This window comes from Streptomyces sp. SID12501 (assembly GCF_010550245.1).
Taxonomy (GTDB): Bacteria; Actinomycetota; Actinomycetes; order Streptomycetales; family Streptomycetaceae; genus Streptomyces.
This window is the reverse complement of record NZ_JAAGLU010000027.1, coordinates 35,142-48,906: the sequence shown is the minus strand read 5'-3', so window position 1 is coordinate 48,906 and position 13,765 is coordinate 35,142. Positions and strand designations below refer to the sequence as shown.

Sequence of the window (13,765 nt, the reverse complement as noted above, 5' to 3'; positions counted from 1 at the left end):
GCCCCGAAGCGTGCTCCGCCGACCGCACGCGCGTACGTACACGGCTGCCGCGGGCGCCCTTCTGCTCTTCGCCCTCCCGTTCTACCTGGACCGCTTCTGGCTCCAGGCCGGCCTGTTCGCGATGGCTGCCGCGATCGGCGCCATCGGCATCAACCTCCTCACCGGCGCCACCGGCCAGCTCTCCATGGGCCACGCCTTCTTCCTCGCGGTCGGCGCCTACGCCTACTGCGTGTTCGCCTCCGACGGGGGCGACGGGCTGACCGGGTTCGGGCTGCCCACCTGGCTCGCGGTCGTGCTGGCCACGCTCGTCGCGGGCGTCGCGGGCGGCCTGTTCAGCCCGATCGCGGGGCGCCTGCGCGGCCCCTACCTCGGTATCGCCACCATCGCCCTGATCTTCATCGGCCAGCACGTCCTGTTCAACGCCCGCGACCTCACCGGCGGCTTCAACGGCCGTGACGTACCGCCCCTGAGCCTCTTCGGCCTCACCTTCGACGACCGCGAACTCCTTGTCGCCAACGTGCCGTTCGGCTCCGCCGAGAAGCTCTGGTACGCCGGACTCGTCCTCCTGCTCGGGGGCGCCCTGTTCGCCCGTGGAGTCCTGCGCGGACGGCCCGGGCGGGCCATGAACGCCGTCCGCGACCACCGTGTCGCCGCCGGGGTGATCGGCGTGCCCGTGGCCCGCTACCGGGCCGCCGTCTTCGTCCTGTCCTCGATGTACGCGGGGCTCGCCGGCGTCCTGCTCGCCCTCGTCTTCCAGCGGACCGTGCCCGACTACTACGGCATCACACTCTCGCTGGAGTACCTCGCCATGATCGTCATCGGCGGGCTCGGCTCGGTCTCCGGGGCGGTGGTCGGCGCGGCCTTCGTCTCGCTGCTGCCGCAGCTGCTGACGCGCTACAGCGACGCCCTGCCGCTGGTCTCCGCCCCGGGCACGGGCGGGATCGCACCGGGCGAGGCGTCCCGGTACCTGTACGGCGCCGCCATCGTGGCGGTGGTGCTCTTCCTGCCGGGAGGGCTGGTCAGACTGGGCGCCGCCCGGCGCCGCTTCGGACGCAATCCAGGGGAGGAACGATGACCACGAGATACGCGGCCCGAGCCGCCGCGGGCGCGCTCGCCGTGCTGCTCACAGTGGCCGGGTGCAGCTCCAAGGCCAAGGACGACGACGGGGGCGACAACGGCTCGGCGTCGGCGGGCGGCGTCAAGACGGACGTGGGCGTTTCCGCCAAGACGATCACGCTGGGCGCGCTCACGGACATGACCGGGGTCTACGCGACCCTCGGCAAGAGCGTCACCCAGGCCCAGCAGCTGTACGTGAAGCAGCTGAACGCCGCCGGAGGCGTCTGCGGCCGACAGGTGACCCTCACCGTCCGCGACCACGGCTACGACCCGCAGAAGGCCGTCTCCGGCTACACGGAGCTGGCACCGAAGGTGCTGGGGTTCGCCCAGTTCATCGGCTCGCCGTTCGTCGCGGCGGTGAAACAGCGCATCGACGGCCAGGACAAGGTCCTGGTGCTCCCGCAGGCTTGGGCGGCCTCACTGCTCGGCAGCCCGTACATACGCGTGATCGGGTCAACGTACGACATCGAGACGATCAACGCGGTCGACTTCCTGATCAATGAGAAGGGGATCAAGAAGGGTGACAAGATCGGTCACGTCTACTTCGAGGGGGACTACGGGGAGAGTGCCCTGGCCGGTGCCAAGTACATGGCGGAGAAGTCGGGGCTGACGGTCGTCGAGCAGAAGATCAAGCCGACCGACAACGACATGACCGCCCAGGTCGCCGCGTTGAAACAGGCGGGAGTCAAGGCGATCGTGATCAGTGCCGGCCCGCGCCAGGCCGCCTCACTGGTCGGAGTGGCCGCGGCCGGCGGCTTCGACGTGCCCGTCATCGGCAACAACTCGGCCTTCGCGCCCCAGCTCCTGGCCACCCAGGCGGGCCCGGCCCTCTCCAAGAACTACTGGGTCGCCTCACCGGCCCTGCCCATCGGGGCGGACACCCCGCAGGCGAAGAAACTCGTGGCCGACTACCAGGCCGCGTACCCGAGCGACTCGCTGGACAACGGTGTGGTGGCCGGCTGGACGGCGGTCTCCGTCTTCGGTGAGGCACTGAAGAAGGCCTGCGCGAACAAGGACCTCACCCGCGCGGGCGTGGACAAGGCCCTGCTGACGATCAACGCGTTCGACGTCGGCTTCGGCAGCCCGCAGGACTTCACCGACCCGAAGGCCCCCTCCTCCAAGGAGAGCGTGATCCTCCAGCCCGACAAGGGCGTCACGGGAGGCATGAAGGTCGTACGGGAGTCCGAGGCGTCGTCCGTCGCGGAGGGCTACTCGCCGGGCGCGTGAGCCCTGGCGTGAGCCCGAAGAACCTCGTACGCAACGCGGAGGGCCCCGAACCGTCCGGTTCGGGGCCCTCCGTACAAACACATCACGCGACCGCTACGGCAGCTGTGCCGCCCGTGCCTCGCGGCGGGTGCCGCGGAAGTTGTTCACACGGCGGGCCGTGGCGAAGAGCGGGATCACCGCGCCCAGGACGAGCTGCAGGGCGCAGCCGGTCTGGAGGAGGAGCTGGCCACCGGGGGCGTCGAAGGCCCAGGCCGCCAGGAGGCCCATCCCGGAGACGATCCAGGCGACCATCGCGATCGCGAGGGGACCCCGCGGCTTCGGGTACTCGACCCGGCTCACCATCAGCCAGGCGGTGCCGACGATGGCCATGAGCGTGGCCACGAACGGCAGTTCCAGAAGCACGATCGAGACGACCGTCAGGGCGCCGAAGGGACTCGGCATGCCCTGGAAGGTGCCGTCCTTCACCGTCACGCACGAGAATCTCGCGAGCCTCAGCACCACGGCGAGCAGGACGACGATCGCGCCGACCGCCGCCACCTTCTGGTAGGCGTCGTCCGCGACCATGCCGTACACCAGCACGAAGTACGCCGGCGCGAGGCCGAAGCTGATCAGGTCGGAGAGGTTGTCCAGCTCGGCGCCCATGGGGGAGGAGCGCAGCTTGCGGGCGACCAGGCCGTCGAAGAGGTCGAAGACCGCCGCGCAGAGCATCAGGATCACCGCGGTCGCCGCCGAGTGACGGGCCATGCCCGACTCGTCACTGCCGGTGAGATGGGGGATCAGGATGCCCGTGGTGGTGAAGTACACCGCCATGAAGCCACAGGTGGCGTTGCCGAGGGTGAGGGTGTCCGCTATTGAGAGGCGGAGAGAAAGAGGCATCTCCTCCTCGTCGTCACCCACCTCGTCGGCCTCCGGCACCCACTGGGTCTCGGGATCAATCACGGTCAATGCGAGTCACCCCTGCCACGGTCTTCTGGCCGACCTCGACCGCGACCTCGACACCCTCGGGGAGGTAGATGTCGACGCGCGAGCCGAAGCGGATCAGGCCGATCCGGTCGCCCTGCTCGACCTTCGTGCCCTGCGGGACGTACGGGACGATGCGGCGAGCGACCGCACCGGCGATCTGGATCATCTCGATGTCACCGAGTTCGGTGTCGAAGTGCCAGACAACTCTCTCGTTGTTCTCGCTCTCCTTGTTGAACGCCGGAACGAACCCGCCGGGGATGTGCTCGACGGACGTCACCGTGCCGGAGAGAGGCGCGCGGTTGACGTGTACGTTGAGCGGGCTCATGAAGATCGCGACGCGGGTGCGGCCGTCCTTCCAGGGCATGATGCTCTGGACCACGCCGTCGGCGGGTGAGATCACCCGGCCCTGCGTGATCTCGCGCTCGGGGTCGCGGAAGAACCACAGCATGCCCGCCGCCAGCGCGGTGGCGGGTACGGCCACGGCCTTGGCGGCGCCGGACTTGCGCGCGCGTACCAGGCTGAGGGCTGCGGTGGCGACGGTCGGGAGGAGCCACGGCGATGCTCCGCGCGCCAGGCGTACGCCTGCCAGGCTGTCGCGAGGTGCAGAGGTTTGGCTGTGGGGCATGGATGACCTTCGTAGCGGATGATGCCGCGCTGTATCAGGGGACGGCGGCTTTCCGTCGATCGTAGCGGCTCACGACCACAACTGGGTAAGCCAGGAAGCGGAGTCGGCGACTGAGGAGTGCTGACGGGGTGTGACCTTCTTCTCCAAGAAAACACCCCGAAGCGGACAATCAGCCCTGGAATTTGTACTCTTCGAGCAACCTGCGCCCGATGATCATTTTCTGGATCTCGGCGGTCCCTTCGCCGATCAGCAGCATCGGGGCCTCCCGGTAGAGGCGCTCGATCTCGTACTCCTTGGAGAAGCCGTAGCCGCCGTGGATCCGGAAGGCGTCTTCCACGACCTCTTTGCAGTACTCGGAGGCGAGGTACTTCGCCATCCCCGCTTCGAGGTCGTTTCGCTCACCGGAGTCCTTTTTGCGTGCCGCGTTCACCATCATCGCATGGGCGGCCTCGACCTTGGTAGCCATCTCGGCGAGCTTGAACTGGATCGCCTGGTGCTGGGCGATCGGCTTGCCGAAAGTGTGCCGTTGCTGGGCATACGAGACGCCGAGTTCGAACGCACGCTGAGCGACGCCGCAGCCACGCGCCGCCACATTCACGCGCCCCACCTCGACACCGTCCATCATTTGGTAAAAACCTCGGCCGGTGGCGCCACCGAGAACGCGATCGGCCGGAATTCGCAGGCCGTCCATGATGAGTTCGGTGGTGTCTACGCCCTTGTAGCCCATCTTGTCGATCTTCCCCGGGATGGTGAGCCCGGGCCGGACCTCACCGAAGCCCGGCTCCTTCTCGATCAGGAAGGTGGTCATCGACTTGTGGGGCGCGGTCCCCTCCGGGTGTCCTTCGTCACTTCGGACGAGGACGGCGACCAGGTTGGACGTTCCGCCGTTCGTCAGCCACATCTTCTGGCCGGTGAGGACGTACTCGTCGCCGTCCCGGACCGCCTTCGAGGTGATGGCCGACACGTCCGAACCTAGCGCCGGCTCCGACATCGAGAAGGCGCCGCGGACGTCGCCGGCCGCCATCCTCGGCAGGAAGTGGTCCTTCTGCTCCTGCGTGCCGTGCTGCTTGAGCATGTACGCCACGATGAAGTGGGTGTTGATGATCCCGGAGACCGACATCCAGCCCCGTGCGATCTCCTCGACGCAGAGCGCGTACGTCAGGAGCGACTCGCCAAGACCGCCGTACTCCTCGGGGATCATCAGGCCGAACAGGCCCAACTCCTTGAGGCCGTCGACGATCGCTTGCGGATACTCGTCGCGGTGCTCCAGCTCGGTCGCGACCGGGATGATCTCCTTGTCCACGAAGTCCCTGACCGTGGACAGGATTTCCTGCTGGATGTCGGACAGACCGGCGGTCTGGGCGAGTCGCGCCATGGCTACTTCTCCTGCTCCCTGAGCTGGGGGCGGCCGGGCTGCTCGCCGCCGCGCTCCTTGATGTACGTCTCGGTCGGCACCATCACCTTGCGGCGGAACACACAGACCAGCGTGCCGTCCTGCTTGTAGCCCTTGGTCTCCACATAGACGATCCCGCGGTCGTTCTTCGACCGGGAGGGCGTCTTGTCGAGGACCGTCGTCTCGCCGTAGATCGTGTCGCCGTGGAAGGTCGGCGCCACGTGCTTCAGCGACTCGACCTCCAGGTTCGCGATCGCCTTGCCCGACACGTCCGGCACGGACATGCCCAGCAACAGGGAGTAGACGTAGTTCCCCACAACGACGTTCTTGCCGAAGTCGGTCGTGTTCTCCGCGTAGTTGGCGTCCATGTGGAGCGGGTGGTGGTTCATCGTCAGGAGGCAGAACAGATGGTCGTCGTACTCCGTGACGGTCTTTCCGGGCCAGTGCTTGTAGACCGCCCCGACCTCGAACTCCTCGTAGGTGCGTCCGAACTGCATGGTGCTCAGGCCTCCGGAGCTTCGAACTTGGAGGTGCGCCGCATGCCGGCCGCGCGGCCCTTGCCCGAGATGACCAGGGCCATCTTGCGGCTGGCCTCGTCGATCATCTCGTCGCCGATCATCGCGGAGCCCTTCTTGCCGCCCGCCTCGGACGTGAAGTACTCGTACGCGTCCAGGATCAGCTCGGCGTGGTCGAAGTCCTCCTGGGACGGCGAGAAGATCTCGTTGGACGCCTCGACCTGGCCCGGGTGCAGCACCCACTTGCCGTCGAAACCGAGGGCGGCGGCACGCCGTGCGACTTCGCGGTAGCCGTCGACGTTGCGGATCTGCAGGTAGGGGCCGTCGATCGCCTGGAGGTTGTTGGCGCGGGCGGCCATCAGGATCTTCATCAGGATGTAGTGGTAGGCGTCCGCCGGGTAGCCGGGCGGCTGCTCACCCACGACGAGCGACTTCATGTTGATCGACGCCATGAAGTCGGCCGGGCCGAAGATGATCGTCTCGACGCGCGGGGAGGCCGTCGCGATCTCGTTGACGTTGTTGAGGCCCTGGGCGTTCTCGATCTGCGCCTCGATGCCGATCCTGCCGACCTCGAAGCCCATCGTCTTCTCGATCTGGGTGAGGAGGAGGTCCAGCGCGACGACCTGCTGGGCGGTCTGCACCTTCGGCAGCATGATGCAGTCGAGATTCGTGCCCGCGCCCTCGACCACTGTCACGACATCGCGGTACGTCCACTCGGTCGTCCAGTCGTTGACGCGCACGACCCTCGTCTTGCCCGTCCAGTCGCCCTCGTTGAGGAACTTGACGATGGTGTGCCGCGCATCGGGCTTGGCCAGCGGGGCGCACGCGTCCTCCAGGTCCAGGAAGACCTGGTCGGCCGGCAGGCCCTGGGCCTTCTCCAGGAAACGGGGGTTGCTCCCGGGGACCGCGAGACAGGAGCGTCGCGGACGCAGACGGTTGACAGGAGAAGAGGTGCCGGTCGCGAAGCGGCCGTCAGGCAGGGTGGCGGTGGGAGACGGGTGGGCGGTCATGCGGGGACCTCCAGGGGGTCGAGCTTGTTCGCTTTCCGGATCTCGTCGACTATGCGGCCGATGATTCCGGTGATGTCGAAGTCCTTCGGGGTGAAGACCGCGGCCACGCCGGCAGCCCTGAGCTTTTCGGCGTCACCATGGGGGATGATCCCACCGGCGATGACAGGTACGTCTGTGGCACCGGCCACACGGAGCCGTTCCACCACGTCCGGCACCAGCTGGGCGTGCGATCCGGACAGGATGGACAGGCCGACACCGTGCACGTCCTCGGCTATCGCCGCGTCCACGATCTGCTCCGGGGTGAGCCGGATACCCTGGTAGACCACCTCGAACCCGGCGTCACGGGCTCGCACCGCGATCTGCTCGGCGCCGTTGGAGTGCCCGTCCAGACCCGGCTTGCCGACCAGGAAACGGAGCTTGCCGACGCCCATCTCCCGCGCCGTGATCTCCACCTTGCGCCGGACCAGCGCCAGCCCGGTGCCCTCCGCGGCGGACACCGCGACCGGCGCGGACGAGACACCTGTCGGCGCCCGGAACTCCCCGAACACCTCGCGCAGGGCCCCGGCCCACTCGCCGGTCGTGACGCCGGCGCGGGCGCACTCCAGGGTGGCCTCCATGAGGTTGTCGGTGCCCTTCGCGGCCTCCTTCAGCCGCTCCAGCGCCTTGCAGGGACGCGGGTGGTTGAAGGGCGGCTGGTACCGCGTGTCGCGCCAGCCCCGGAGCGCCGACGTCACCTGGGCCTCGACAGCCGGATCGACCGTCTGGATCGCCGCGTCGAGGTCGGCCGTGAGCGGGTTCGGCTCGGTCGACTCGAAGATGTTGACGCCCACGATCTTGTCCTGACCGGACTCGATACGGGCCCGCCGCTCGGCGTGCGAGGCGACGAGGTTCGACTTCAGATAGCCCGACTCGACGGCGGCCATCGCGCCGCCCATCTCCTCGATGCGGCCGATCTCGGCGAGCGACTCCTCGACCAGCTCGGCGACCTTCGCCTCGACGACGTGCGACCCGGCGAAGATGTCCTCGTACTCCAGCAGGTCGCTCTCGTAGGCGAGCACCTGCTGCATCCGCAGCGACCACTGCTGGTCCCAGGGCCGGGGCAGGCCCAGCGCCTCGTTCCACGCAGGGAGCTGGACGGCACGCGCGCGTGCGTCCTTCGACAGCGTCACCGCCAGCATCTCGAGCACGATCCGCTGGACGTTGTTCTCCGGCTGCGCCTCGGTCAGCCCGAGGGAGTTGACCTGCACGCCGTACCGGAAGCGCCGCTGCTTGGGGTTCTCGATGCCGTACCGCTCGCGCGTGACCTGGTCCCAGATCCGCCCGAACGCCCGCAGCTTGCACATCTCCTCGATGAACCGGACACCCGCGTTCACGAAGAAGGAGATACGGGCGACGACGTCACCGAACTTCTCGGCGGGCACCTGCCCGGAGTCCCGTACGGCGTCCAGCACCGCGACGGCCGTCGACATGGCGTACGCGATCTCCTGGACCGGGGTCGCCCCCGCCTCCTGGAGGTGATAGCTGCATATGTTGATCGGGTTCCACTTGGGGATGTGGTTGACCGTGTAGCAGATCATGTCGGTCGTCAGCCGGAGCGAGGGCACCGGCGGGAACACGTGCGTGCCCCGGGACAGGTACTCCTTGACGATGTCGTTCTGGGTCGTCCCCTGGAGCGTGGTGATGTCGACACCCTGCTCCTCGGCGACGACCTGGTAGAGCGCCAGCAGCCACATGGCGGTGGCGTTGATCGTCATCGAGGTGTTCATCTGGTCCAGGGGGATGTCCTGGAACAGCCGGCGCATGTCACCGAGGTGCGAGACGGGGACGCCGACCCGGCCGACCTCGCCGCGGGCGAGGATGTGGTCGGGGTCGTACCCGGTCTGGGTCGGCAGGTCGAAGGCCACCGACAGACCTGTCTGGCCCTTGGCGAGGTTGCGCCGGTACAACTCGTTGGACGCCTCGGCCGTGGAGTGACCGGCGTACGTGCGCATGAGCCACGGCCGGTCTTTCTGACGCTCAGTCATCGGTGACCTCCGGTCCTCAGATGTTCCGGAAGCGGTTGATGGCGTCGATGTGCTGGGCGCGCTTCTCCTCGTCGCGCACACCGAGGCCCTCCTCGGGGGCCAGGCACAGGACACCGACCTTGCCCTGGTGGGCGTTGCGGTGGACGTCGTGGGCGGCCTGCCCGGTCTCCTCCAGGGAGTACACCTTGGAGAGCGTCGGGTGGATCTTGCCCTTGGCGACCAGCCGGTTGGCCTCCCAGGCCTCGCGGTAGTTGGCGAAGTGGGAGCCGATGATCCGCTTGAGGGACATCCACAGGTAGCGGTTGTCGTACTCGTGGTTGAAGCCCGAGGTGGAGGCGCAGGTGACGATCGTGCCGCCCTTGCGGGTGACGTAGACGGAGGCGCCGAAGGTCTCGCGGCCAGGGTGCTCGAAGACGATGTCGACGTCCTCGCCACCGGTCAGCTCACGGATCCGCTTGCCGAACCGCTTCCACTCGCGCGGGTCCTGGTGGTGCTCGTCCGCCCAGAACTTGTAGTCCTCGGCGTTGCGGTCGATGATCGCGTCGGCGCCCATCGCCCGGCAGATGTCCGCCTTCTGCTCGCTGGAGACGACACAGATGGGGTTGGCGCCGCCGGCCAGCGCGAACTGTGTGGCGTAGGAGCCGAGGCCGCCGCTCGCGCCCCAGATGAGGACGTTGTCGCCCTGCTTCATCCCGGCGCCGTTGCGCGACACCAGCTGGCGGTAGGCGGTGGAGTTGACCAGCCCGGGTGCGGCGGCCTCCTCCCAGCTCAGGTGGCCCGGCTTGGGCATCAGCTGGTTGGACTTGACGAGGGCGATCTCCGCGAGGCCGCCGAAGTTCGTCTCGAAGCCCCAGATGCGCTGCTCGGGGTCGAGCATCGTGTCGTTGTGCCCGTCGGAGGACTCCAGCTCCACCGACAGGCAGTGCGCGACGACCTCGTCGCCGGGCCGCCAGGCGTTGACGCCCGGGCCGGTGCGCAGGACGACGCCTGCGAGGTCGGAACCGATGATGTGGTACGGCAGGTCGTGGCGCTTGGTGAGCTCGCTGAGCTTTCCGTAGCGCTCAAGGAAGCCGAAGGTCGACATCGGCTCGAAGATCGACGTCCAGACCGAGTTGTAGTTGACCGAGGAGGCCATGACGGCCACCAGGGCCTCGCCCGGGCCGAGTTCCGGCACCGGGACGTCGTCCAGGTGGATCGACTTGCGGGGGTCCTTGTCGCGGGTCTCGAGGCCCGCGAACATGTCCGTCTCGTCCTTGTGCACGGTGATGGCACGGTACGACTCGGGGAGCGGAAGAGCGGCGAAATCGGCCGGAGTCGAGTCCGGCGACTGGATCGCGTCCAGGATGTCCTTCACGGTCACGGTGTTGCCTCCGGCGAATGGCGTCCTGAGGGAAGACGCTGAGGGTTACGTCGGTGCTGCTGAGGGTTGGGTGTGAGACGTGCCGTCGGTTCGGCGGGTGGTGCTTCGGCAGCGCGTGGTGGCGCGGGAGGTTGCCTGTGACGCAGGCGTCCGGGCGCGCAAGCACGTGGTTTGCGGGGACAGCCGACGTACGTATGGTCTCTGCACGCCGGCCGCCCGGACACCTTCAAGGTATGACACCCCGTGTCAGGTGACAAGGCACTGAGTGCCAGAAAATGGCCTCAGATGAAATCTTTACGTAACAAATGAGCGATGATCGATCAAAGGCTACTGAGGAGTAGCCCTCGCGGGTACGGAAGAGGCGGGCCGCAGTGTCTGCGGCCCGCCTCTTCCGTACCCGTCCTGTGTCGTCGCTGTCCCTACGACCGTTCCTTCAGCGCCTGCTCGATGGTGCGCATCACCTCGTCGAGCGGCGCGTCGGTCCGGGCCACAGCCACCAGCACCTCTCCCTGCGAGGCCACCGAGGCCGGAGCGCTCCGGGGAGCGGTGTCGCGACCGGCCCCGATGCCCGTACCGAACGTCTTCCGTACGATCCCGAAGGCGTGGTCGAGCTGGGTCTCGACGTCGCCCTGGCCGCCTGCCCGCAGCCAGCGCCGCAGGACGTGGTTGTGGGCGGTGACCACGGCCGACGCGGCGACCTCGGCCAGCAGCGGATCGTCGTTCGCGTCGTCGTCGTGGGCGTGCTCGTCGAAGTGGCCCAGGAGGTAGCGGGTGAAGAGACGTTCGTAGCGGGCGACCGACGCGATCTCCGCCTCCCGCAGGGTGGGGACCTCGCGCGTCAGCTTGTAGCGGGCGACCGAGATCTCCGGCCGGGCCGCGTACATCTTCATGACTTCCTTGATGCCCCGGCACACGGTGTCCAGCGGATGCTCGTGCGCCGGCGCCGCGTTGAGCACCGCCTCCGCCCGGATCAACGTGTCGTCGTGGTCCGGGAAGATCGCCTCTTCCTTGGAGCGGAAGTGCCGGAAGAAGGTGCGGCGGGCCACGCCCGCCCGGGCCGCGATCTCGTCGACGGTGGTGCCTTCGTAGCCCTTGGTCGAGAACAGCTCCATCGCCGCCGCCGCCAGTTCTCGGCGCATCTTGAGCCGCTGGGCGGCGGCGCGACCGCCCGCGGCACTCTCCGGCGCGTCGGGCGTGGCTGGGGTACGGGAGGACTTGGCGGGCTGGGGCATGACCCGAACGTACTGCATCCGCGCAGGGTGGCGCGCACGTCCGGGATCACCCCCGCCCAAGGCGGGCGGGGGTGGGGAAGCCGGGTCGAGAAGGCCGCCCCAGTCCTCGTCATGTCCGGGAACGCGCCCGAACCCCTGTCCGAAGTCGGCCGCGGACCAGTCGCCGGCCCCGTCAGCGGCGGGCATATTCGCGGAAGCCGCGGCCCGTCTTGCGGCCGAGGCAGCCGGCGGCCACCAGGTGCTCCAGGAGCGGCGCGGGGGCCAGGCCCGGGTCACGGAACTCGCGGTGCAGGACCTTCTCGATGGCCAGGGAGACGTCCAGCCCGACCACGTCCAGCAGTTCGAACGGGCCCATCGGGTAGCCGCCGCCCAGCTTCATCGCCGCGTCGATGTCGTCAAGAGACGCATAGTGCTCCTGCACCATCTTGATCGCGTTGTTGAGATACGGGAAAAGCAGTGCGTTGACGATGAACCCGGCCCGGTCGCCGCAGTCGACGGCGTGCTTCTTGATCCTGACGCAGACCTCACGGACCGTCGAGTGGACGTCGTCGGCCGTCAGCACCGTACGGACGACCTCGACCAGCTTCATCGCCGGCGCCGGGTTGAAGAAGTGCATGCCGATCACGTCCTCGGGACGCGAGGTGGCACGGGCGCACGCGACCACGGGCAGCGAGGAGGTCGTGGTGGCCAGCACCGCGCCCGGCTTGCAGACCTTGTCCAGCGTCGCGAACAACTGCTGCTTGACCTCCAGGTCCTCGGCGACGGCCTCGACGGCCAGATCGACGTCCGCGAAGGCGTCGTAGGAGCCCGCCGCGGTGATCCGGTCGAGGGTCTGCGCGGCGGCCTCGGCGGTGAGACGGCCCTTGTCGACCGAGCGGGCCAGCGACTTGCCGATCCTGGCCTTGGCGGTCTGGGCCTTCTCCTCGCTGCGAGCGGCGAGGACCACGGCGTACCCGGCCTTCGCGAAGACCTCGGCGATGCCGGAGGCCATCGTGCCGGAGCCGGCGACACCCACGGAGCGGACGGCGCGACCGGGGGTCTCGGGGGCACTGGAGAGTGGCGTCAGCGCGTCCGCCACGACCGTCGCGCCGCCGGGCGCCTCGTAGGAATAGAAGCCGCGCCCGGTCTTCCTGCCGGTCAGACCGGCCTCGCTGAGCTGCTTGAGGATGGGCGCCGGGGCGTGCAGCCGGTCGTGGGACTCGGAGTACATGGCCTCCAGCACCGTACGGGCCGTGTCGATGCCGATCAGGTCGAGCAGGGCGAGCGGGCCCATGGGCAGCCCGCAGCCGAGCCGCATCGCGGCGTCGATGTCCTCACGGGAGGCGTACTTCGCCTCGTACATCGCGGCGGCCTGGTTGAGGTAGCCGAACAGCAGTCCGTCGGCGACGAATCCGGGGCGGTCGCCGACCGCGACGGGCTCCTTGCCGAGCTCGATCGCGAGATCGGTGACCGCGGTGACGGCCTGCGGCGCGGTCAGCACCGACGAGACCACCTCGACCAGCTTCATCGCCGGGGCCGGGTTGAAGAAGTGCAGGCCCAGGACGCGTTCGGGACGCGCCGAGTCGGCGGCGAGGCGGGTGACGGAGAGCGCGTTGGTGCCGGTCGCGAGGATCGTCTCCGGGCGCACGATGTCGTCGAGGGCGCGGAAGATCTGGTGCTTGACCTCGTACGACTCCGGCGCCACCTCGATGACCAGGTCGGCGTCGGCCGCCTCGCGCAGGTCGGTGGAGGTGCGGAAGCGGGCGAGGACGGCCTCGCGCTCCTGTTCGGTGAGCCGGCCGCGCACCACGGCACGGGCGGTCGAGGTCTCCAGCGCGGTGACGGCCTTCGAGGCCGTGGCCTCGCTGATGTCGATGCCGACGACCTCGCGGCCGGCGCGGGTGAGGACCTCGGCGATGCCGGTGCCCATCGTGCCGAGGCCGACCACGGCGACGGTCCTGAGCGGGGACGGAGAGGTGTCGGACAGGGGAGTGGCCATCGCGGGACTCCAGAAATGAGGGTGACGACTGGGAGCGCGCCCGGGTGCGCCGGAGGGAGCCCTGCGAACAGGGAAGCCCTGCGAGCGGCGCACCGGGTGCGAGGAAAGGAGTGCTGAGTGCGGGTGATGCCGGGCTGCGAAGCGCACACGCCCGGTGCCGTGGTCGCGGGCGTGCACACGCCCGGAGAACGGTGAGGTCCGACCGGCCCTGTCCCAAGCCGTGTCGCACTCACGACGGCTGCGTCACCAGGCCGTCGTCAGCAAGCATTGCAAGCGAGTGGGTAACTCGCTCGTCTGAGCTTAACCGGTGGGTAACGAGCGC

11 protein-coding genes are annotated in these 13,765 nt (G+C 68.5%); 2 read left to right on the top strand and 9 right to left on the bottom strand.

Annotation, left to right across the window (positions count from 1 at the left end; genetic code table 11):
• Nucleotides 1-10 precede the first annotated feature (10 nt).
• The gene (locus G3I71_RS29575) at nucleotides 11-1,075 is read left to right on the top strand and encodes a branched-chain amino acid ABC transporter permease (RefSeq protein ID WP_343243114.1); all 1,065 of its coding nucleotides are present in this window, start codon (nucleotides 11-13) and stop codon (nucleotides 1,073-1,075) included.
• Nucleotides 1,072-2,343: an ABC transporter substrate-binding protein gene (locus tag G3I71_RS29570; RefSeq protein ID WP_164319233.1), complete on the top strand. Its 1,272-nt coding sequence runs from the start codon at nucleotides 1,072-1,074 to the stop codon at nucleotides 2,341-2,343. Before G3I71_RS29575 ends, G3I71_RS29570 begins: the two co-directional genes overlap by 4 nt.
• A 93-nt stretch (nucleotides 2,344-2,436) precedes the next feature.
• Here the strand turns inward: G3I71_RS29570 and pssA are convergent, their stop codons facing one another.
• From pssA to G3I71_RS29525, 9 genes are all read right to left on the bottom strand, one after another.
• Nucleotides 2,437-3,258 carry a CDP-diacylglycerol--serine O-phosphatidyltransferase gene (gene pssA / locus G3I71_RS29565; RefSeq protein ID WP_164319386.1) on the bottom strand — a complete coding sequence of 274 codons (822 nt, stop codon included), beginning with the start codon at nucleotides 3,256-3,258 and terminating at the stop codon, nucleotides 2,437-2,439.
• Between the two features lie 16 nt (nucleotides 3,259-3,274).
• Complete coding sequence (locus G3I71_RS29560; RefSeq protein ID WP_053747193.1) at nucleotides 3,275-3,931, bottom strand: phosphatidylserine decarboxylase; 657 nt, start codon at nucleotides 3,929-3,931, stop codon at nucleotides 3,275-3,277.
• Nucleotides 3,932-4,100: 169 nt separating this feature from the next.
• Nucleotides 4,101-5,306: an acyl-CoA dehydrogenase family protein gene (locus tag G3I71_RS29555; protein ID WP_164319231.1), complete on the bottom strand. Its 1,206-nt coding sequence runs from the start codon at nucleotides 5,304-5,306 to the stop codon at nucleotides 4,101-4,103.
• 2 nt (nucleotides 5,307-5,308) lie between these two features.
• Nucleotides 5,309-5,821, bottom strand: a complete 513-nt coding sequence (locus tag G3I71_RS29550) for a MaoC family dehydratase (protein ID WP_164319229.1) — start codon at nucleotides 5,819-5,821, stop codon at nucleotides 5,309-5,311.
• Nucleotides 5,822-5,826: 5 nt separating this feature from the next.
• Complete coding sequence (locus G3I71_RS29545) at nucleotides 5,827-6,849, bottom strand: CoA ester lyase (protein ID WP_239149420.1); 1,023 nt, start codon at nucleotides 6,847-6,849, stop codon at nucleotides 5,827-5,829.
• On the bottom strand, nucleotides 6,846-8,873 hold the full coding sequence (locus tag G3I71_RS29540) for a protein meaA (RefSeq protein WP_164319227.1): 2,028 nt from the start codon (nucleotides 8,871-8,873) through the stop codon (nucleotides 6,846-6,848). Before G3I71_RS29540 ends, G3I71_RS29545 begins: the two co-directional genes overlap by 4 nt.
• A gap of 16 nt (nucleotides 8,874-8,889) precedes the next feature.
• Nucleotides 8,890-10,233: a crotonyl-CoA carboxylase/reductase gene (gene ccrA / locus G3I71_RS29535; protein ID WP_164319225.1), complete on the bottom strand. Its 1,344-nt coding sequence runs from the start codon at nucleotides 10,231-10,233 to the stop codon at nucleotides 8,890-8,892.
• A gap of 419 nt (nucleotides 10,234-10,652) precedes the next feature.
• Entirely contained in the window at nucleotides 10,653-11,465 is an 813-nt protein-coding gene (locus tag G3I71_RS29530) for a TetR/AcrR family transcriptional regulator (RefSeq protein ID WP_203731721.1), read from the bottom strand.
• Between the two features lie 172 nt (nucleotides 11,466-11,637).
• Nucleotides 11,638-13,443, bottom strand: coding sequence for a 3-hydroxyacyl-CoA dehydrogenase family protein (locus G3I71_RS29525; protein WP_164319221.1), 1,806 nt, complete (start codon nucleotides 13,441-13,443; stop codon nucleotides 11,638-11,640).
• Nucleotides 13,444-13,765 lie beyond the last annotated feature (322 nt).

Coding starts and splice junctions, on each gene's coding strand:
- G3I71_RS29570 (WP_164319233.1), top strand. CDS start 1,072: ATGACCACGAGATACGCGGCCCGAGCCGCCGCGGGCGCGCTCGCCGTG.
- G3I71_RS29560 (WP_053747193.1), bottom strand. CDS start 3,931: ATGCCCCACAGCCAAACCTCTGCACCTCGCGACAGCCTGGCAGGCGTA.
- G3I71_RS29555 (WP_164319231.1), bottom strand. CDS start 5,306: ATGGCGCGACTCGCCCAGACCGCCGGTCTGTCCGACATCCAGCAGGAA.
- G3I71_RS29550 (WP_164319229.1), bottom strand. CDS start 5,821: ATGCAGTTCGGACGCACCTACGAGGAGTTCGAGGTCGGGGCGGTCTAC.
- G3I71_RS29545 (WP_239149420.1), bottom strand. CDS start 6,849: ATGACCGCCCACCCGTCTCCCACCGCCACCCTGCCTGACGGCCGCTTC.
- G3I71_RS29540 (WP_164319227.1), bottom strand. CDS start 8,873: ATGACTGAGCGTCAGAAAGACCGGCCGTGGCTCATGCGCACGTACGCC.
- G3I71_RS29530 (WP_203731721.1), bottom strand. CDS start 11,465: ATGCCCCAGCCCGCCAAGTCCTCCCGTACCCCAGCCACGCCCGACGCG.
- G3I71_RS29525 (WP_164319221.1), bottom strand. CDS start 13,443: ATGGCCACTCCCCTGTCCGACACCTCTCCGTCCCCGCTCAGGACCGTC.